The sequence below is a fragment of the Pseudomonas sp. H9 genome (genome assembly GCF_004353925.1).
In the GTDB taxonomy this organism is placed as follows: domain Bacteria; phylum Pseudomonadota; class Gammaproteobacteria; order Pseudomonadales; family Pseudomonadaceae; genus Aquipseudomonas.
Window position 1 is genome coordinate 369,682 of the sequence record NZ_SMOK01000047.1, and the last position, 18,745, is coordinate 388,426.

Consider the following 18,745-nt stretch of genomic DNA (forward strand, 5'->3'; position numbering starts at 1 on the left):
ACATGGGCAGGGCCTTCAGGAGGAAACTGAACGAGGCCTATTTGAGCACTAATCGGTGAATCCCCGTTCAATCAATAATCACTTTATCTAATCAAACATTACGAGTATTCATTCAACTAATATCGCCAGACACGGCAGACTGCGCCTCTCACCTTTACTGGAATTGATCGATGACTGGCGAAAAATCCCTATCTGCGCTACTGCAAGGCATGAGCCCATACCTCAATGAGGGAGAGTATGTTTTTTGCAGTGTTGCCGACTTTTCAGGGCTTGCCCCCGACGAGATCATCGGTAGCTTTCGAGAGCAGGAAGGCCTCACGCTGATTGTCGAGCGCAGTCGCGCCGAAGCACTGGGTTTGAAATACGACTTCGTGGCGGCGTGGATTACGCTCACCATCCACTCGGCGCTGGATGCGGTGGGACTGACGGCAGCCTTCTCTGCCGCCCTGGGCAATGCCGGAATCAGTTGCAACGTGATTGCTGCGTACTACCACGACCACGTTTTTGTGGGCGTCGCCGACGCTCAGAAAGCTATGTCTGTTCTGGAAGGCTTGTCACGGTCTGGTGGGTAATAACCTTCGCCCAGCCAACCTCCGACAAGTGATAACGCATCACAACTAGGCAAAGTAAGCTGCGTAAAGGACGAGGTCAGGAAGCCTCAAATGGAGGGCAGTGAGGCGAGAGAGCAGTACAAATGGGTAATACAATTTAAAAACAAAAAGCCCCTGAACTTTTAGATTCAGGGGCTTTTCGATGTATGGCGGAGAGATAGGGATTTGAACCCTAGGTACTGTTGCCAGTACAACGGATTTCGAATCCTGCCCTGGGGTCTCCGGTACGCAACACAACGCAGCGCAAAGCGTGCTATTTCAAAGGCTAGCAGTCGTTGCGTAGAGCTGCAATGCACTTGGTTGAGTTACGTTACGTACCTCGTGACGTACCTTGTGACAGAGCACAAAGCGGGATTTTCACGACTGGGGCTGGGTGTGCTCACTGATCAGGCTGGGCGTCGGCGTTGCCTGGATCGGACGGCGGCTTTGTATCTATGGACGCTTGAAAGAATTTTATGTTTAACGTTATTGTTTCGTCGTAACTAATTACAAGATAATTGCCATCTATGGGTACACCTATTTTCATTCTTTCTACTGTCGTCTCGGCCTTGTCAAACTTATCTAGCTCCCACCGAAATGCGCCACTTAAAATTAGCCTGTTCAGCTCCCCGTTATGCCTATCCACTACGTAATCGACCAACACCCCATAATATAGGATTGGTTTATCGCCGACATTTACTATGGCTGAAATAGCTATGATATCTGCCTCTTGCTTTAGGTCGGCACCCTGTAACATGTAGTACCAAGGGGCATCCATGCGTAGCAGCCAGCCAAACCAATAATCTTTTCGGTCTAGGCGATGTTTAACGATCATCGTGCGGAGAAATGGAGGGACAAGCCAGCAGAAAAAATACAGACTTAGGAAATAAGATGTAATTCTTACAGTGTCTTTATATACAGCATCGAACAAAGAAGCATCATCTTGGGACACTGATGATAGCAGCCTCATTAGTATTCTTATGTCGAGCGTGGAATCAAAAAAACACCACGCTATTGTTAGCCATAACACATGCAGCACCAAGGTCCAAAGGAAAGCTTGCCCGACAACTCTACCGAACGGTGAGTAGTCGAAAGTCTCACGCTCCGCCTTTTTGAACTGCGCACGGAAAATAAATCCTGGCGAGACTATGAGAAATATTATAATCGCTGGGAGTGCGATTTCCATTTCCAGTCTTCTTTATTTGAGCAGGTGGATTAGATAGCTCTAATCCACCTTCTCAAACTTTAGTTTGAAATTTTGTTTTTCACTGGTGTGCACTGTGATGACCGGGATTTCGGCAGGCTCAGGCTGGGTAGCATCGTCTTGGGCAATTAGTCCGGTCATGAACTCCCGAACGGCTTTAGGATCCGCCAGCATGAGCTTTGCATTTTCTGACAGTGGGACTTTCATATCAGTCTCCTTTTTATGGATGACACTATAGGTGCTCACCTGCGCCGGAGCATCACCGTTGGTCGTTTTGGCTGGGGTGTGATTCATGACGCTACTGATCCCCAAAGGCTCAGTCTAAACTCAAACGTGCGCCGATTTCCCATTTGCAGGGGCGCTTTCGCTAAGTGTGGAGCACGCTACCATGCGTACCATCATCCCCATTCCCGACGACCAAGAGCCTGACCTTTTCGACCTGCCGCCCGGCCCTGCACCTGGGCAGCAGGAGCTGTTCGCAGAGGAAGAGCAGGTCACTGCCGTTGCAGTCCAGGCGTCAAAGCCGGGGCAGACCTAGACGCTTGCCCTCGTGGCCCGCGTTGTGGCTGGGGTTGACGAAGGATGGCCGGATCGGCTGCTGCCTGGACTGGGGTGCGCTAACTAACTCAGGCTGGGCACACGATTAGGATTAGCTAAATACCGCTGGTGGACAAAATAGTGGCAAATAGGTAGCGTTAACCCGCTGCGCTAAATCGTGCCCACAGTTAATCTTTGAGAAGCAAGTATGAGCAAGCCAGGTGATGACCTTGAAAAAATCGTAGAGATCATTGAACGCTCTACCTCACCTACGGCACGTATAGAACAAAACGTATTTCTTCCGATATTGACTTCAACACAAGGTCACACTGCTCAATGTGACATTGTAATAAGAAACGGGCCGCCTCATAGAGAGACGCTTACGATTGTGGAGGTTCAGGATCGAAACTCTAAAGTTGATATCAATACTTTTCGCGGCTGGCTAGGAAAAATTGATGACGTTGGGGCACAGCATCTTATATGTGTCTCCAGAAAAGATTTTGCTTCTAGCATTAAAGAGAAAGCCACTCAATCAGGCTCAAAAATATTTCTTGTCACCTTGAAGGATCTAACGCCGGACAGCATTCCGCTTGATTTTATACATTTTATATTTTTGTATAATAGCGTGAACATCAAAGTCAGAAGTGTAAAGCCATATGTCGGGAAGGGGGAGATTGCAAAGCTGGGTCTTAAGCCAATGAATCATGAGCTTGGCGACAAGGTATGGTCTTTAGACCAAATAACCATGATTTCATTGCTGGAGTTATGCAGGTCTTCAATTAATGACAGCCAGGATTCACTTAACCCTGCGACCAGCAAAGATAATTTAGGGAAATTATCGTACAGGCCTGTCGGTGAAGATGCCCTCTACTATTGTCACAATGGTGAGCTTATACGTGTCGGTCTGGATTGTGAGTTTGAATGGGAATCCGAGCATGCTGAGATCCCGATGTCTGTCGCCTCCTATGAGCAAGATCAACATGGCGCATTGGCATGGCTTTTTGAGGTCGAACATAATAGTAAAAGCGGTCCGATCTCGATCAAGCTTCCTGTGGTTAAGCTGGATGACGGAACCTATAAGGTTCTGGACAGCATCATAAACACTCAGCTTGAATATACCTTCGACATAGTGCCGAAGCCAAACTACTAACAAACCGCTCAAGCGCTCACCTTATTTACGGATCGTATTCCGAGCGCCCTTAAGATACTTAGCATGGAGTAGCTTATGCCTATACCTGAGACGACTTGGATTCACCTTCTGGCGGTGCTAGGTTCTGTAGCTGTGATGATATATGGCATGAATATTGTCTATAAGCGCTTGAAAGCAAAGAATCAAGGCTTTGGTCCGAATAGCCTAAAAGCAATTGGTGTAACCCTCTTCATCCCAGCAATATTGATTCTAGCCGTAACTACTAATTTCCAATCTGAAACATTGGCAGCCTTGCTCGGCACTGTCGCCGGTTATGTGCTGTCCACTAGCAAGCCCGAAGAGTAGGTGCATAACAAACGGTTTAAAGCAGGTCGCGCCCGCGACGACTCATGACGGCCCGGCGCCGATCACCAGCCGATGGTTGGCTGGATGAAGGGCGGCGCAGTGCGTCGAACTGTTCGGCAGATGATCCGCCGCGATAGTTGGTAATGTCGGCTTCCACGGTTTCGCGGATCAGCTGGTTATCGGCGCGCTGCTCGGGGGTCAGGTGGATATTCTGCGCCCATTGTTCGCGCTCGCGGCTCCGGTCGTAGCCTCGCCCCATATCACGCTGAAGGTCATCCACCGGCTCGGGCGCTGGCTCGGCGGGCGGCACCCAAGCAGGCTCGGGCGCTGGAGTGCGACCTGTGACTTCGATCAGCGCGGGTTCACGCTGCAGTGCCTGTTCGTCCTGTGCGCGGATACCCAAATTCAAAGCGAAGGCCACACGCCGGGCTGCATCCAATGGGCTGAGATTGTAGTAGTTGTTCTGGGTGTTGTTGTTCACTGCGTCGAGATCTTCCTTGAAGGCAGGCGGTAGCAGTTTTGAAAGACACTGGTTGATAAACAAATCTGGCCGTTCTTTGGCTACCGTTAGCAACCAGTCGGGGCCGAGCTTTTCATAGGTTTTTAAAATATCAAACGCCAGCCGCTCAGATATGAGCAAGCGCGAAGTCCGATCAAGGCTGCCCTTTTTTCGACCACTGCCCGGCACTTTGCCCTGCCCTGGCGGGCGTCCACGCGCGGCCATTTCAGTCGCCTCCCAATATGACGGTCAGCGTGCGCAAGTTGCCATCCTCGTCGTACTTGCAATGCGCCTGAGCCGGTGTTGCTCGTTCAGGCAGCGTTTGCTCTGCCAGCCACAAGGAAAGCAGGCTCTGGAGGGCCCGTGCTTCGCCTACTGGGTCGTCGCCGAACGTGACTACTGCCATGGTCAGGCACCTCGGTTGATATCAGCAGGTGGAACGGCAGGCGGCAGTGGCGCGGTGTCGGCAGGCACCACACGCACCGCTTGACCCCGTGGGTTGCGCTGCACATAGAACTCCATGGTGCCCACCGTTATTTTATTGACCCGGCCCAATTCGTCGCGCATGAGTTGGGTTTCGACGGCCTTGGGTGCCCGCGCCTGCGGCAGCGGTGGCAGTTGTCGGTAGTCGGTGTATTGCGATTTGGGCTGCTGGGCTTCCAGCATCCGCTTCTGCTCGGCAAGCTGGGCTTGCACACGTTCGTTTACTGCCTGCTCGATCATGGCCTCGATGGCACTGCCCACGCCCGATACTTCGGGCGCAGGTGCCGGGGCCTGTTGTTCGCGCCGGTTTACTTGCCGGGCGATCAGGTTGAGTTTCGAGTTCATGGCTTTTCGACCTCAGCTACTTGCGACCGACAAGACGGGCGTGATCGGGCTGTTAAAACCTGTAGAAGTAGTCAGCGACGTGACCCGGTGCCAAGTAATAGCCGATGTGCCGGACACACTTTGATTTACATTCACCAGCAGGTCGCCCACCTTCATGCCGACACAGGATGCTGAAGGTGAACCGAAGCCACAGCCGATGAAAAATCCCGCTGTCGATTCGATCGCAGCATGTGCGTGGGTGGACTCGTACAGAAAAACTTGTTTGGCATCCGTGAGTCCAAATGCAGCAGCGATACGGGCTGGGTTGGTAGATGAATATGCCATTTTATTTCTCCTTGTCGCGTATATCGTAAAGCGTACGCAGACGACCCTGCAGTTGTGGGTCATTCATATAGGCGCGTCTTGTAGCTGGCGTGCGCATTAGGCTTTCGATCTGGTTTATTTCGGCTTGCACAGCTCCGCCTGATGTGGGGATGTTATGCGCCCCGGTGGCGGCATCGAACATTGCGGTTATAAACTCCACCGTATTGTGCATGTGGACCCAATTCAGACCGTTCACGTTCGTGAACTGGTCGAAGTGACGTTGTTCATGTACCGGTAGACTGTTCAGATAGTTTTGCGCGACCTGAATGTTTTGTTTATATGTGAACTCACCCCAGCGCTGCTGTAGAATCTGCAACGTACTAGCAAGCGCCTGCTCGTTGATTTTAACGACGGCCGCGTAGTCTTTGTCATTTAGACTATTAAGAAGCGCTTCTGTGGAGCGGGGTGCACTTTCCAGCGTTCCAACTGGTTGCGCTTGTGTTGCACCGAGCTTTTTATTGGCCAGGGCAAGCCATTGCAATGAGGCATTGAGAAATTGTTGGCGTTGCTGGATTGTGCCACTGAGGGTCTGTAGATGATTAGCAAAGGACTCAGCTAACCAGTCACCGGCCTGGTCGATTGGCAATTTAAAGCTATGTTGCCGCCGTACTTTGGTCGGTGCCTTGGTGGCGTTGGCTGTAATGAACGCAATGGCCCCTTGAACCAGATGCGATGGATAGTTGAGCTTGGCCATATCGGTCATGTAGACGCCACCCAACTCGCCCAGGATCGCGTTAATTTGCTGTGACGTAGTTCCAGGCGGAAGCGCTGCACCAAACAAGGTTTGGCTGCTATGTTGACCTGGGTAATTGGCGATTTCCCGAGGGGTCAGCACATCGACATCAGTGAGGCCCCAGGTGTCAGGCGTCGGTGAAAGTGGCGCCAGCACAGACTGGCCAGAGTCGTAGGGCTGGATATCACCAGCGCCGTCGAAGAGTTCAAGATCACCGCTCATGATTCACACCCAAAATCACGCAAGAGCGCATCAGCGCCTTCGTTACCGAGATAGGCTTCCACGTCCCTGAAAGATTCCTCGCAAATAAACATGCCAGCCCGGCGCATGATTAACTGAATCATGTGATTTTTACCGTGGAAGCGCATGTTTTTTTCTGCGATCAGGCTTTTGATAGCTTCGTCTATCTTGTTAACGAACATGGAAATAACCTCGATAAGCTGGGCCGCATTGCCGGGATGGCGATAAGTAGGCAATGGAAGTTTCACAGTAAAGACTCCTTAGCAGTACCTGAACGCGCAACTTGATTACGCATCGTCAGCCACGGCCGCATGCAGTATTTATGCAGCCACGAGTTTTCCACCGGGCTACCGTGGATATCTCTCTCGGGGATCAACTCGACATGCGCCAAACGCTTCGCATCTTGCAAACACCAGCGACATTGCGTGTTGGATGTAGGGAAATGTTCCAGCCGGTATCGCATCTGTTCGATTGAGGATGGCGCGGCAAGTGATACCAGCGACCAGTCACCGGCGGTGTTTCGCCACATGCCAACGTCCCATTTAAGTAATTCCTCATGGGTTTCCGGCTTGCGCAAGTAATGGGCTAGCTGTTCAATATCGGGCGCGATTTCGCCCATCGAGGCCGCGACGTAGCTGGCCATTGCACGGGGATCGCCACGGTAGCTGATGAACTGAATGGCCGTGGCTTGAACGTGCCGAAGAACGAGCTCTTGGTTCATGGCCGCAGACTCGCGTGCTGTAGCAGTTGCTCAAGGCAGGACTCTTGCGATTGGGCGCGTTCTATAACAACGACTCCGTCTGAACATCTAACAGCTGACCAAAGAGTCTCAGGGCCGGTGTACACAATCCTGTGGTTGGACGGTAGCCTCTCACCGACGGCACACAACATAGCAGGCAGTTTTACGAATGCCAGCTGGAACACTTCGCAATACCCCATTCCAGCTTGCAGGACAAGATATCGAGCCCAGTATGTGCGCCCCGCGTCGATGAGGATAAGTTCATCAAACGGCAGGAACTGGTGAGCCACGACGGCGTAAAAAGAGCTTTCGCTCAGGCGTTCTACCGGCACACCGGCGGGGACAATGATACGAAACTCATTACCGGCAGATTCGCGCAGCCTGACATCCTTGGGCGCGAGAGTAATAACGGGCTGGCGGCGTTCGGTTGCAACATCTGACTTCGACACTTGTGAATACTCCAACTGGCTGGGTGTTGGAGTCATGTATAACGCCAGGAAGTACCGGTGTTAATAGTGCTTCTGCGGATACCATGTCTGTCTAATATTAGAGAGACTGACTTTTTAAATAGTTGTCGATATAACGCCAACCTGTACCCTTACCCGAATCACCCATCACCCGCTTGAGCCACTTGGCACGGCTGCACCGGGACTCAGTCCAGGCCACCACTTGCGGCATGTGATCCTCGACCACAGCGGCTACAGCGGCGCGCTTGCGGTCGACCTTCGTCTTGCCCGCATGGAGGGCACGGGCCTTCATGGCGGCGATCTTGTCGGGGTCAGGCACAAGTGCGGGGGCAGGCTGGAGGGCCCGGTATGCCTGAAGTTCGTTCAGGTCGGCGCGCAGCTGTGGCTGCCACTGGCTTGGCACCGACCAGCCCAGGGCGCGCTGGTATGCGGCCGATGATTCATGTGTGGTGCTGCTCACAGTCGAATCCCCCTGACACCGCGCTGACGGAATCCATTGAAGACCCGCGTACCGGCTGGGGTGTAAGGGTGGTCGCGGCTCGGTTCGAACCGCTCCCAGTCCAACAGCGTCACCACCTTCGTTGAAGCTCTCGTTTTCCACATCATGACCTCCTAGAATCGCGTCAGAGCGACGATCCACCTATCAGGCGATGCACCATACTGGGTCTCGCTCTGTGCACCTCCTGCGCGGTCAGATGCCAGATCCGTACCCTGTCGTACCTAAAAAACGTACCTCATGGCCGTCCAGGCCAGGCTACACGGGCGTCGCAACCGGATTCGGTATCCGTTTGTGGTGCTTAATACCGCCAAATGGCGGTGTTTTCAGCGCCTTTACCGCTGTCTTCATTACCCTCAGGATTTTCTAATCGTGTGCGTCCACCAGGGTTCTTTCTTCGTAACAACCCTGTTCTCTGAGCAAACGCACCAGCAGGCCCGCATAAGTTTCGCCCGGCAACCGGGCAGCCCTAACGGCAGCCAAGTCCTGCGCCGCAAACCATAAAGTGAGGTTCACCCAACCGTCTGCCCGGCGTTTTGTGCGCAGTGCCCTCATACTTTTTGCAGTTGCCGTTCTGGGTTTCGGCTTTGCCAGCAGCCATCCCTGACTGAGCAACCGTTCGATTTCCACAGGGTTGTCGATGGTCCGGGCCTGACTCGGGTGAACCAGCAATTTAGATTTCATTTCAAAGCACCTCACTACCTACCGACTTGCTACCGACTCGCTCGTGGAACGCGCAAAAATCGGCTTTTTCACAGCAGGGTAAAAATCCCTTTTTTGAGTCGGTAGGTACGTAGGGTAACTACCGCTACCGGGGCCTATTTGCCCCGGCGGTAGCCCCTTTTCCCAGCAGTCAGTAGATTTAGCTACCGACTTGCTACCGACTCTACCGACTCTCACTGGTTCAGCACCCATACCGCATGGTTTCCGCCCTTGGTGCTCTGTGCTTTCTTGATTTTTTTCTCGAACTCCAGATGGGCAAGAGTCCCCTTAAGACAGCTCTGTGACACAGCGATTTCAGTGCACCGACCTTTCAACTTGCTGTACGACCACTCTTCCGCAAAGCCTTCCTTACGCATAAACAACAGCAGCCGTTCGCCGTTAACTATGGTTTTCCCGCGTGGCTCTACGCGCTGAAATAACAGGCCCGGTTTGCGCAGGATGAAAATTGGATCGTCCTTCTCGCCATAATTGCTTTTCGTATGGATCATTTTCAGCAGGGTGCATTTAACCTCCAGCTTGTGCAGGTCAATGCCTTCATCCGCTGCTTCCTTGGCCGTCAATTCTTTCAGCAGTATCACGCTCCGCACCGCATCGGAAAACGAAGCGCCACCACGGCCAACCAGGCTATCTTCGATGCCTTCGCGGGCGGCGCTCTTGCTGATGTGGCGAATCAGGATTAACGCCGCCTTGAGCCGACTGGCAATGCGCTTCAATGCTGCAACGAGCACTAGCAGGTCCTCGTTGAGTTCGTCACCACCATGCAGCAGGGAAGCGGTTTCCAGCACCACCAGCACCGCGCCTTGCCAGCGCTCGGCCAGCAACTCGACGATATCTTCACGGATGGAACAGATGCGCCCGTCGCTGCTAGTCAGCATCAACGCCTCGGTTTCGTCGCAGCCGTAGATCATCAGGTTTCGACGAATCTTGTCCTGCAAAGCCGGACGCTCGCCAGGGTCAAAGCCTTCGAGCCATGCCTGGATACGTTGCATAATGATTTCGTAGGGATCTTCCTTCGATGCGAAAACGGCCTTGCCCGGCTGGGTGGCGATCCCATAGCACTCCACATTACAGGCTACGCTGAGAGCCATGTGCAGCCCTATCGTGCTTTTGCCGATGCCGTGGGCACCATCGAACTCAGTGACCACGCCCAGCGGTAGATAGCCGCCGATCACGCTCGGCCAGGGTGGAATGGGTGTGGTCAGCGCTGCATTCGTGATGGGGCGCTCGATAAGCAGAGGCGTACCGGTAATTGTGGGAGCATCAGTGGTCGGCTGAAGTGCTACCGGGGCGCCCCAGCCCGCATTGAACCCGATCAGCGCCTCGCGCTTGCCCGCCAGCGACTCGGGATATGCCACGTCTATCTGATCCCTGGCGTACTGCATGGCCCGCTCGGGATCACCGCCTCGATGATCCAGACACATGGCCCACACGGGGTCCGTGTGCAGCATGCTAGCCAGCGTGTCGTTTCTGGAACGGTCCGCATTGCCAGCCTTTATAATCAGGCCATACAGCACGTTGGAGCGATCGATATCACCGGTGCCTTCTACCAGATGGCGCTGGTCGGCATTCAGGTCGAGGCTGACCCAGTCGAAAGGCTCGCCCACCTCGATATCCGGGATGGCAGGCATGGGCGTGACGGCCTTGAATAACTTGAGGTTCCACGACGCCAGCTCGGCAGCGCTCAACCGGGTAATCGCCTTGTCGTTAAGCCGGTCGAAGGTCACGGTCAAATGCCGGGGGCTGGTGCCGAAATAGACTTCACAGTGGTCGCAGTGCGGCGGCCTCGCGTCGGTCGTGTCGCAAAACGTGGCCGCCTCTTCCGTGGACATCCAGGCGAACATGCGCACGCCTTTTCCGGAGGGGGAGCGTTCGGCATAGCTGTTGAACGGCGGTTCGAAGGCCTCGGTGACATTATCGAAGTCGAAACCGACCAAGGTATCGTCGCCTTGGTGAATACCGCCTGTCATGTTCATGGTCACACCGGGGTAGTTATCTTGTTCCTTGATCCGCAATGCCTGTGCCAGCGGCAGCCAACTTTTGGCCGTGGTGGAAACATGCGGGGTATAACCATTGGACGGTATCTTGTCGAACTTCTTGCGTTCTTCATTCCATTCCAAAACGAAGGCAAGCCAGATCGGCTTGTTAACCAGTTCACCAAACGGTTCTACCACTTCGGTAGCAGCGATCATATATACCCCCGGTATTGCAATCTAACAGCCGTGGGCATGTCACACCGCCTTGCGCGAACGCAACCAGGTGACGAAAACTTCCAAGTCAAATAAAAATGCATTACCTGGACGCAAAATTGCGCCGGATGCGGCCAGCCCGTTGTTGTGCCGATTGCGCAGGGCGTATGCAAGCGTTTTCGCTTCTAGTCCCGGGACCGCTTCAAGCAGTTGCTTGCGTGAAACAATGGAAATGCAGGGGGTACTCATCATCGAAACTCCACGCTGGTTTAAGCAAAACACAACTACGTAATACCGCGAACGTGGCAGTCGGGCAAACATCGCTATGTGTGCAAACCGTGCATAACTTCATTTAGATTTAGACAAAACTAACTTCGGTCAAGCTCTGCCTAGCCCTGCTAAAAACAGTCAATTAGATGAGAAAATCCACTACATATTCCAGATATATGTAGTGGATTTTTGCTGATCATACCGCTGGTCAGATCAGGTGTTTTATTTCAGCCTCCCGAACACTTCGCCCATGACCCGATCAGCCACCGCCTTTTTATGATCAGTGGAGAGGTGAGCGTAGCGATTGGTCGACTCCAGGGTTTTGTGGCCAAGGATTTCTGCCACCTCCTTCATGCTGGCGCCAGCCATGACCAGTTGGCTCGCCGCGTCGTGGCGCAGATCGTGGAAGTGCAGGCCGTCCAGCTTGGCTGCTTTCAGTGCAAGACCCCAATGCCAGCGGAACCCCCAGTTGTGATCAAACACCAGCCCGCTAGGCTTGCGGATCGTCATCAACACTGCGATGGCCGGTGCCGGAAAGACCAGGGTACGTGGATCACCATTCTTGGTGCGGGCGATGACGGCAGTGCGACGGCTAAAGTCGATCTGCTCCCAGCGCAGGCCCAGCAGTTCGCCCAGGCGAGCACCGGTGGCCATGGCCAAGATCACCAATGGCTTCAGTAGCGGTGAAGCGCAGGCATCACAGGCGACGAGCAAGCGCTTGCGCTCGTCGTCTTCCAGCCAACGTACCCGCTCGTTGTCTTCGGTACGAGTAGGAGTACGGCGTGCCGGGTTATCCTTAATGAAGCCCTTCTTCACCGCGTACTGGAGCAATGCCGACCAGCAGGCTTTGCGCCTATTGATAGTGGCTGCACAGTGCCCTGGTGCGTAGGCGTCGAGGTCGTCACGGATGATGGCTTCGGAGATATCGACAAGGCGCTTTTTACCATGCAGAGCGACAAGGGCATTGATCCTGCCTACAAGGGCATGGTCACGGCCTTTCCAGTCGTTGAGGAAGTCGTCGGCCAAGGTGGCCAGGGTGACGCGGGCGTGGGGATTACCGAGGGCTTCAAGGCGTTCCTCGTCGCGCAGAAGCGACTTCGCCCAGGTTGTGGCATCGGTCTTTAGCTTGCAGGTTTTGGTGGCGATTACCCGGTCGCCATCGCGGATGATGGCCTTGTACCGGGTGCCCGATTTGCGTTCGAGCTTGACGTAGGTGATGTGCATGGCTGCTCTCCCAAGGATCGTCGGACCCTGGTTGATCGAGCGATACGGAAAAGACGTACCTTATCCCGTACCCTGCACACGCTATGCTGCCATTGCTGCATAATCTCGCACCAAGCTAAAAGCCCCGTAAATCATTGATTTACAGGGCTTTTTTGCAATCGTATGGCGGAGAGATAGGGATTTGAACCCTAGGTACTGTTGCCAGTACAACGGATTTCGAATCCGTCCCGTTCGGCCACTCCGGCATCTCTCCAGTGGCGCGCATGATACCAGCAGTTTGCCTAAAGGCAAAGCCTGTTTGCGAAAAAAATTCGCGTGGTATCAGGCGCTTGCGTGAACTTGCCGCTTACAGCGGCACGCCCAGGCGTTTGGCAACTTCTTCGTAGGCTTCGATCACGTCGCCCAGCCCCTGACGGAAGCGGTCTTTGTCCATTTTCTTGCGGGTTTCTTTGTCCCACAGGCGGCAGCCGTCCGGGCTGAACTCGTCACCCAAGACGATCTCGCCGTGGAATACGCCGAACTCCAGCTTGAAGTCGACCAGCAGCAGGCCAGCGTCGTCGAACAGCTTGCTCAGCACTTCGTTGACTTTGAGCGACAGAGCTTTCATTTTTGCCAGTTGATCGGCGGTGCCCCAGCCGAAGGCAACAACGTGGGATTCGTTGATGAACGGATCGCCCTTTTCGTCGTTCTTGAGGAACAGTTCGAAGGTCGAAGGCTCCAGCTTGATGCCCTCTTCTACACCCAGGCGCTTGACCAGGCTGCCAGCAGCGTAGTTACGCACGACGCATTCAACCGGGATCATGTCGAGCTTCTTGACCAGGCACTCGTTGTCGCCCAGCAGTTTGTCGAACTGGGTTGGAATACCGGCTTCTTCAAGCTTTTGCATGATGAAGGCGTTGAACTTGTTGTTCACCATGCCCTTGCGGTCGAGCTGTTCGATGCGCTTGCCGTCGAACGCCGAGGTGTCGTTGCGAAACAGCAGGATCAAGCGGTCAGCGTCGTCAGTTTTGTAAACCGACTTGGCTTTGCCGCGGTAGAGTTCTTCACGTTTTTCCATGATGGGCTCCGCTTGCTAAATAAGATGGGCTAGGCGATTTCGCGCCAGTCGAGCCCGCAATCCTGGTTGGCCACCTGTAGCCAGTCCGGGTCGCACCCAAGGGTGTCGACGAAACATTGCCGGGCCAGCTGTGGCTGGTTGTTCTTGCTACTGAGGTGGGCCAGCACCAGATGCTGCAGGTTCTGCCAGCCCAACTCCGACACCAGGCGCGCGGCCTGATGGTTGTTCAAATGTCCGTAGTCGCCACCCACCCGCTGCTTGAGAAACATCGGGTAAGGCCCGCGTCCGAGCAAGTCGCGACAGTGATTGGCCTCGATCAGCAAGGCATCCAGGCCCTGGTAACGTTGCACAAGGGCTGCGTCGTAGGAGCCGAGGTCAGTCAGTACGCCGAAACGTCGGCTGCCGTCGTCAAACACATACTGCAACGGCTCCAGTGCATCATGGCTCACACCTACTGCCTGGATATGCAAGCCACCGATTTGCAGTTGCTCATCGGCCGCCAGGAACCCTGCAGCCTCCACCGGTTTGCGCATGCCACGCAACGTGCCACGGCTAAGGTAGACCGGTACATTGTAGCGCCGTGCCAGCAACCCGACCCCATGCACGTGGTCGGCATGTTCATGGGTCACCAACACAGCGCTCAACTGCTGGGCAGAAACGCCGAGCAGCGCCAGGCGCCGCTCGGTTTCGCGCAGGGAAAAGCCGCAATCAACCAGGACAAGGGTATTGTCACTGGCGATCAGCGTGCCATTTCCCTGGCTTCCACTTCCAAGTACGGCGAAGCGCACTTAACCCAGGTTGTCCTGAATCACGCTCAGCACGCGGCGAGCGACGTCAGCCGGGGCCACGGTGTTGATGTTCTTCTCGACGGTTACCTGGACGCTGTCACCCACCTTGCTCAGACGTACCTGATAGCGCTCGGCACGTGCTTCACGCTCTTCCTTGCTCGGCGCGCTGCCAAACAGCTTGCCGAAGAAGCCCGGCTCCTGGTCTTTGGCCTCGGCTTTTTCAGCCAGGTTGATGTAGTACAGGCCCAGGCTGCGGTTGATGTCTTCAATGCGCCACTCGCCCTGCTCCAGTGCACGGCCCACGCTGGACCAGGCACGGTCAAGGTCGGCGCCCAGGTTCAGCACCGGGTTGCCGCTGCCGTCTTCGCTCAGGCTGACACGGCTTGGTGCGTCGAAGTCACGTGCGGCGAGCAACGACACCGAACCGCCCTTCTCGGCGCTGCGGGTCATGCTGGCGAGCATTTCGTCGACCAGCATGGCGTCGACACCGGTGTTCTGCGAACTGGCCGGGAAGTCCATCTCAGCCGTGCTGCCCGCCGGGCGCTCGATGCTGACGATATAGACCTCACTGGTGTTGCGCTGAACACCTGGCTCGATGCGCACACGGGCACGCACTTCGTTGTCACGGCTGCTCGAAGCACTTGCCAGGCGGTTTGCCATGGCGCCGGAGAGCTCATCAAAACGCTGCCAGGTGGTGTTGAACTCACCGGTTTGCGGGCGTTCTTCAGCAATGCGGAAGCCGTTGTCTTCAAAGAACTGCCGGGCCACCGGCCAGACTTCGGCCGGAGCGCGCTGGGCCAGGACCCAACGGCTGCTGCCGCTCTTCTGCAGGCTGAAATCGCTGATGTCAGCGCCTGCGCTCAACGGCTGCGGACGTGGAACCTCGAACTCGCCTTTGACGTTATCGTCGGCGACGTTACGTGGGATCGGCAACAGCGGATCAAGGCGCTTGGCGTTGCTGATGTCCGGTGGCAGCTGCATCGGAGCCTTTTGAGTGGCCTCCAGATAATCGCTGCCGCGGTCACGGAAGTAACCCTCTTCGCCCCACAGCCAGCCACAACCGCTGGTGCTGGAGATGATCAAGGCAAGGGCGGAAAGTCCAGCCAATCGCTTCATGCGGTGTACGTCCTCAATTAAAACTGCAGGCCGCACTGGCGCATCGCCTGGCGTACCGTGTCGTGACAGGATTCGCTCAGCCAGGTCAGCGGCAGGCGGATGCCTTTGTGCATCAGGCCCATTTCAACCAAAGCCCATTTCACCGGAATCGGGTTGGCTTCAATGAACAGGTCTTTGTGCAGCGGCATGAGTTTTTCGTTGATTGCGCGAGCCTTCTCGGCATTGCCCTCAAGGGCGGCTTCGCACAGATCGGCCATTTCGCGCGGGGCGACGTTGGCAGTAACAGAGATGTTGCCTTTGCCGCCCATCAGGATCAGCTCGACAGCGGTCGGATCATCGCCAGACAACACGATGAAGTCCTTGCTCACGCCGTCAAGGATCGCCTTGGCGCGCTTGAGGTCGCCGGTGGCTTCTTTGATGCCGATGATGTTCGGCACGGTCGACAGACGGATCACCGTCTCGGCCTGCATGTCGCAGGAGGTGCGGCCGGGAACGTTGTACAGAATCTGCGGGATGTCGACGGATTCAGCGATGTGCTTGAAGTGCTGGTACAGGCCTTCCTGGGTCGGCTTGTTGTAGTACGGTACTACCAGCAGGCAGGCGTCGGCGCCAGCGCTCTTGGCGTTGCGGGTCAGGTGCACGGCTTCAGCGGTGGAGTTCGCACCAGTACCAGCGATCACCGGAATAGGGTGCTTGCTGTGCTTGACGCGCTCGACCACGTGTTTGATGACCAGGATGTGTTCTTCGACATCCAGGGTCGCGGACTCACCAGTGGTGCCGACTGCAACGATCGCATGGGTGCCGTTTTCCAGGTGGAAGTCTACAAGTTTGTCGAGGCTGTCCCAATCAAGACGCCCTTGTGCATCCATGGGTGTGACCAATGCCACCATACTGCCCGCAATCATGAAACTGCTCCTGCCGGAAAAAGAGAGCGGTAATGGTACTGGCGCCATCGGCCTTGCACAAGCGAAGCCGGAGGCTTGAGCATTCCCCTCAGCGACCATTTTCGCTACCCTTCTCTCTTTGATCGGTACACAGCGGCCCGCCGGGCTGCCGACAACCTGCGCAGGCAGTGCCCAAAGCCTCGATCTTGAGCCCCGGGACCACGCCCACCCGCCATTCTGACCCGTCAGGTACCGACCGCTCATCGCTTTAGGAATGCTGCATGTCCACCCCCACCATTCGCGAACAATTCCTTGTCATCAGTGCCCTGGGCGCCAACCCCATGGAACTGACCAACATTCTGTGCCGGGCCAGTAACGACAATCGCTGCTCGGTGGTCACTTCACGCCTGACCCGCCACGGCGAGTGCAGTGCGTTGGTGCTGCAGGTGGCCGGCAGCTGGGATGCCCTGGCACGCTTCGAGGCAGCCTTGCCGGGCCTGGCCAAGAAACACACGTTCACCGTGAATGTGGTCAGAAGCGCCGAACTGGAAGTGCGCCCGCTGGCCCTGCCGTATGTGGCCTATGTCAGCGCGGCCTATCGCCCGGACATCATCAACGAGCTATGCCAGTTCTTCATCGACCACCACGTCGATCTGGAAAACCTGACCTGCGACACTTATCAGGCACCGCAGACCGGCGGCACCATGCTCAACGCCACCTTCACCGTGACCCTGCCGGCCGGCACCCAGATCAGCTGGTTGCGTGATCAGTTCCTGGACTTCGCCGACGCCTTGAACCTGGATGCGCTGATCGAACCCTGGCGCCCACAGAACCCACTGTAAGGAAACTACACATGGCCGTTGCACTCGACCAAGCCGTTGCCGACTTCCAGGCCCAGGCCACCAGTGGCCAGAGCGTCAGCCTGGCAGACCTGAAGGGCAAGCAAGTGGTGATCTACTTCTACCCTAAAGACAGCACCCCGGGCTGCACCACTGAAGGCCAGGGCTTCCGCGACCAGTACGCAGCCTTCCAGGCAGCCAACACCGAGGTCTTTGGCGTATCCCGTGACGGCATCAAGTCCCACGAGAACTTCAAAGCCAAACAGGCCTTTCCCTTTGAGCTGATCAGCGACAAGGACGAAGCCCTGTGCCAGCTGTTCGACGTGATCAAGCTGAAGAAGCTGTACGGCAAGGAATACATGGGCGTTGACCGCAGCACCTTCCTGATCGACAAGAATGGAGTGCTGCGCAAGGAATGGCGTGGGGTCAAAGTACCGGGGCATGTGGATGCGGTATTGGCTGAAGCTCAGGCCCTGAACAAGGCCTGAAATCGATCGCGGGTAAAGCCCACTCCCACCGACTCTGTGGGAGCGGGCTTGCCCCGCGATGGCCTCAATCTCTCCTCAGCCCCATGTGCACATCATCGATAATCGCCTTGGCGAACCCGCTGAGGTAATAGGCGGCCCACACCGAGCTGTCGTCTTCGTCCATAACACCAGCCATGATCAATTTGTGCACGCAGCCAAGCAAGGTTGAGGCCTGCTCCAGCGCGTAGTCACAGGGAACGCCCGGTGCAATTTGAAACAAATCGATAGGTGGCTGCTGGCTGCTGATAAAGGTTGCGATACCAACCGTCTCAGGGCGCGATTCGTTGTTCATGCCTGCGCCCTCCGTTTCGTGGAGTGGTAAGGGCTGGTAGCAAGAGAAAGTGGTGGGTCGGGGACTAACTTTTTCATGGCGTAACTCCTTGTCGATTCAGGAGCCTCCACCTCAATCCTTCTCACAAGATTAAGGTGGCAGCTGTACGCGGGGTGAGAAACCGAGGACATAGGAAACTCGGCCAGACCGAAATCTGCCCGCGCACAGCCGCCATAACATAGCTGCTTTATGTCATCGGGTTCTCACGCCCGGTCGCCAAAAAAGACGACCAGAGGAAATTAGCCCTGATGCACTTTCCCTACAACAGCGAAAAGGCGGCAGCGTGCGTAGGATAGTTCCGAAAGCTATCCGGGGTAATTGTTTTGATGCCGAAATTTATCGCGGGGCAAGCCCGCTCCCACCGGCCTCTGTGGGAGCGGGCTTGCCCCGCGATAAATTTACAACAACGGCGCAACCACCGGATCACGCCTCGGCCAGGCATCCAGTACGGCCTTGAACAGCGTCGCCAGCGGGATCGCAAAGAAGATCCCCCAAAAGCCCCACAGTCCGCCAAACAGCAACACCGCACAGATGATCGCCACCGGGTGCAGGCTCACTGCTTCGGAGAACAGCAGCGGCACCAGCACGTTGCCATCCAGCGCCTGGATG

At 55.5% G+C, this 18,745-nt stretch carries 26 protein-coding genes and 1 tRNA gene; 6 read left to right on the top strand and 21 right to left on the bottom strand.

Going from position 1 to position 18,745, the window contains the following annotated elements:
• Positions 1 to 170 precede the first annotated feature (170 nt).
• Entirely contained in the window at positions 171 to 572 is a 402-nt protein-coding gene (locus tag E1573_RS26495; RefSeq protein ID WP_133217491.1) for an ACT domain-containing protein, read from the top strand.
• Between the two features lie 418 nt (positions 573 to 990).
• On the opposite strand, the gene E1573_RS26500 is transcribed toward E1573_RS26495, so the two are convergent.
• Both E1573_RS26500 and E1573_RS26505 read right to left on the bottom strand, forming a co-directional pair.
• Entirely contained in the window at positions 991 to 1,776 is a 786-nt protein-coding gene (locus E1573_RS26500) for a hypothetical protein (protein ID WP_133217492.1), read from the bottom strand.
• Positions 1,777 to 1,815: 39 nt separating this feature from the next.
• Positions 1,816 to 2,088: a hypothetical protein gene (locus tag E1573_RS26505; RefSeq protein WP_133217493.1), complete on the bottom strand. Its 273-nt coding sequence runs from the start codon at positions 2,086 to 2,088 to the stop codon at positions 1,816 to 1,818.
• A 94-nt stretch (positions 2,089 to 2,182) separates the two neighbouring features.
• Between E1573_RS26505 and E1573_RS26825 the strand changes: the two genes are divergently transcribed.
• From E1573_RS26825 to E1573_RS26515, 3 genes are all read left to right on the top strand, one after another.
• Complete coding sequence (locus E1573_RS26825) at positions 2,183 to 2,332, top strand: hypothetical protein (protein ID WP_165957391.1); 150 nt, start codon at positions 2,183 to 2,185, stop codon at positions 2,330 to 2,332.
• A gap of 207 nt (positions 2,333 to 2,539) precedes the next feature.
• Positions 2,540 to 3,481: a restriction endonuclease gene (locus tag E1573_RS26510; protein WP_133217494.1), complete on the top strand. Its 942-nt coding sequence runs from the start codon at positions 2,540 to 2,542 to the stop codon at positions 3,479 to 3,481.
• 75 nt (positions 3,482 to 3,556) lie between these two features.
• Positions 3,557 to 3,826, top strand: coding sequence for a hypothetical protein (locus E1573_RS26515; protein WP_133217495.1), 270 nt, complete (start codon positions 3,557 to 3,559; stop codon positions 3,824 to 3,826).
• Positions 3,827 to 3,842: 16 nt separating this feature from the next.
• On the opposite strand, the gene E1573_RS26520 is transcribed toward E1573_RS26515, so the two are convergent.
• The 17 genes from E1573_RS26520 to dapA all read right to left on the bottom strand — a co-directional run bounded on the left by E1573_RS26520 (position 3,843) and on the right by dapA (position 16,460).
• Positions 3,843 to 4,550 carry a hypothetical protein gene (locus tag E1573_RS26520; protein ID WP_133217496.1) on the bottom strand — a complete coding sequence of 236 codons (708 nt, stop codon included), beginning with the start codon at positions 4,548 to 4,550 and terminating at the stop codon, positions 3,843 to 3,845.
• Between the two features lies 1 nt (position 4,551).
• Positions 4,552 to 4,731 carry a hypothetical protein gene (locus E1573_RS26525; protein ID WP_133217497.1) on the bottom strand — a complete coding sequence of 60 codons (180 nt, stop codon included), beginning with the start codon at positions 4,729 to 4,731 and terminating at the stop codon, positions 4,552 to 4,554.
• 2 nt (positions 4,732 to 4,733) lie between these two features.
• Positions 4,734 to 5,153, bottom strand: coding sequence for a hypothetical protein (locus E1573_RS26530; protein ID WP_133217498.1), 420 nt, complete (start codon positions 5,151 to 5,153; stop codon positions 4,734 to 4,736).
• Between the two features lie 12 nt (positions 5,154 to 5,165).
• Positions 5,166 to 5,477, bottom strand: coding sequence for a hypothetical protein (locus E1573_RS26535; protein WP_133217499.1), 312 nt, complete (start codon positions 5,475 to 5,477; stop codon positions 5,166 to 5,168).
• Between the two features lies 1 nt (position 5,478).
• Entirely contained in the window at positions 5,479 to 6,471 is a 993-nt protein-coding gene (locus tag E1573_RS26540; RefSeq protein WP_133217500.1) for a hypothetical protein, read from the bottom strand.
• Positions 6,468 to 6,737, bottom strand: coding sequence for a hypothetical protein (locus E1573_RS26545; protein WP_133217501.1), 270 nt, complete (start codon positions 6,735 to 6,737; stop codon positions 6,468 to 6,470). Before E1573_RS26545 ends, E1573_RS26540 begins: the two co-directional genes overlap by 4 nt.
• The gene (locus tag E1573_RS26550) at positions 6,734 to 7,210 is read right to left on the bottom strand and encodes a hypothetical protein (RefSeq protein ID WP_133217502.1); all 477 of its coding nucleotides are present in this window, start codon (positions 7,208 to 7,210) and stop codon (positions 6,734 to 6,736) included. The genes E1573_RS26545 and E1573_RS26550 overlap by 4 nt, the downstream gene beginning before the upstream one ends.
• Before the next feature lie 564 nt (positions 7,211 to 7,774).
• On the bottom strand, positions 7,775 to 8,155 hold the full coding sequence (locus E1573_RS26555) for a hypothetical protein (RefSeq protein WP_133217503.1): 381 nt from the start codon (positions 8,153 to 8,155) through the stop codon (positions 7,775 to 7,777).
• Positions 8,156 to 8,557: 402 nt separating this feature from the next.
• Positions 8,558 to 8,875: a hypothetical protein gene (locus E1573_RS26560; RefSeq protein ID WP_133217504.1), complete on the bottom strand. Its 318-nt coding sequence runs from the start codon at positions 8,873 to 8,875 to the stop codon at positions 8,558 to 8,560.
• Between the two features lie 212 nt (positions 8,876 to 9,087).
• Positions 9,088 to 11,103: an AAA family ATPase gene (locus E1573_RS26565; RefSeq protein WP_133217505.1), complete on the bottom strand. Its 2,016-nt coding sequence runs from the start codon at positions 11,101 to 11,103 to the stop codon at positions 9,088 to 9,090.
• A gap of 39 nt (positions 11,104 to 11,142) precedes the next feature.
• On the bottom strand, positions 11,143 to 11,352 hold the full coding sequence (locus tag E1573_RS26570) for a hypothetical protein (protein WP_133217506.1): 210 nt from the start codon (positions 11,350 to 11,352) through the stop codon (positions 11,143 to 11,145).
• 240 nt (positions 11,353 to 11,592) lie between these two features.
• Positions 11,593 to 12,594, bottom strand: a complete 1,002-nt coding sequence (locus tag E1573_RS26575) for a site-specific integrase (protein ID WP_133217507.1) — start codon at positions 12,592 to 12,594, stop codon at positions 11,593 to 11,595.
• A 163-nt stretch (positions 12,595 to 12,757) separates the two neighbouring features.
• Positions 12,758 to 12,847: transfer RNA gene (locus E1573_RS26580), tRNA-Ser, on the bottom strand.
• Positions 12,848 to 12,940: 93 nt separating this feature from the next.
• Positions 12,941 to 13,651 carry a phosphoribosylaminoimidazolesuccinocarboxamide synthase gene (gene purC / locus E1573_RS26585; protein WP_133217508.1) on the bottom strand — a complete coding sequence of 237 codons (711 nt, stop codon included), beginning with the start codon at positions 13,649 to 13,651 and terminating at the stop codon, positions 12,941 to 12,943.
• A gap of 29 nt (positions 13,652 to 13,680) precedes the next feature.
• On the bottom strand, positions 13,681 to 14,439 hold the full coding sequence (locus tag E1573_RS26590) for an MBL fold metallo-hydrolase (protein ID WP_133217509.1): 759 nt from the start codon (positions 14,437 to 14,439) through the stop codon (positions 13,681 to 13,683).
• Positions 14,440 to 15,555 carry an outer membrane protein assembly factor BamC gene (gene bamC, locus E1573_RS26595; protein ID WP_133217510.1) on the bottom strand — a complete coding sequence of 372 codons (1,116 nt, stop codon included), beginning with the start codon at positions 15,553 to 15,555 and terminating at the stop codon, positions 14,440 to 14,442.
• A gap of 17 nt (positions 15,556 to 15,572) precedes the next feature.
• Entirely contained in the window at positions 15,573 to 16,460 is an 888-nt protein-coding gene (gene dapA / locus E1573_RS26600) for a 4-hydroxy-tetrahydrodipicolinate synthase (RefSeq protein ID WP_133217511.1), read from the bottom strand.
• Positions 16,461 to 16,720: 260 nt separating this feature from the next.
• Here dapA and E1573_RS26605 point away from each other — a divergent pair, with 260 nt between their 5' ends.
• Both E1573_RS26605 and E1573_RS26610 read left to right on the top strand, forming a co-directional pair.
• Positions 16,721 to 17,281 (top strand): glycine cleavage system protein R, encoded by a 561-nt coding sequence (locus E1573_RS26605; RefSeq protein WP_133217512.1) that lies wholly within the window; start codon positions 16,721 to 16,723, stop codon positions 17,279 to 17,281.
• A gap of 11 nt (positions 17,282 to 17,292) precedes the next feature.
• A complete protein-coding gene (locus E1573_RS26610; RefSeq protein WP_133217513.1) occupies positions 17,293 to 17,766 on the top strand; it encodes a peroxiredoxin in 474 nt (157 codons plus the stop codon).
• Between the two features lie 64 nt (positions 17,767 to 17,830).
• Here the strand turns inward: E1573_RS26610 and E1573_RS26615 are convergent, their stop codons facing one another.
• Both E1573_RS26615 and E1573_RS26620 read right to left on the bottom strand, forming a co-directional pair.
• Positions 17,831 to 18,097 (bottom strand): DUF3077 domain-containing protein, encoded by a 267-nt coding sequence (locus E1573_RS26615; RefSeq protein WP_133217514.1) that lies wholly within the window; start codon positions 18,095 to 18,097, stop codon positions 17,831 to 17,833.
• Positions 18,098 to 18,534: 437 nt separating this feature from the next.
• Positions 18,535 to 18,745 (bottom strand): AI-2E family transporter (locus E1573_RS26620; protein WP_133217515.1); only part of this gene is annotated, 211 nt, incomplete at its 5' end.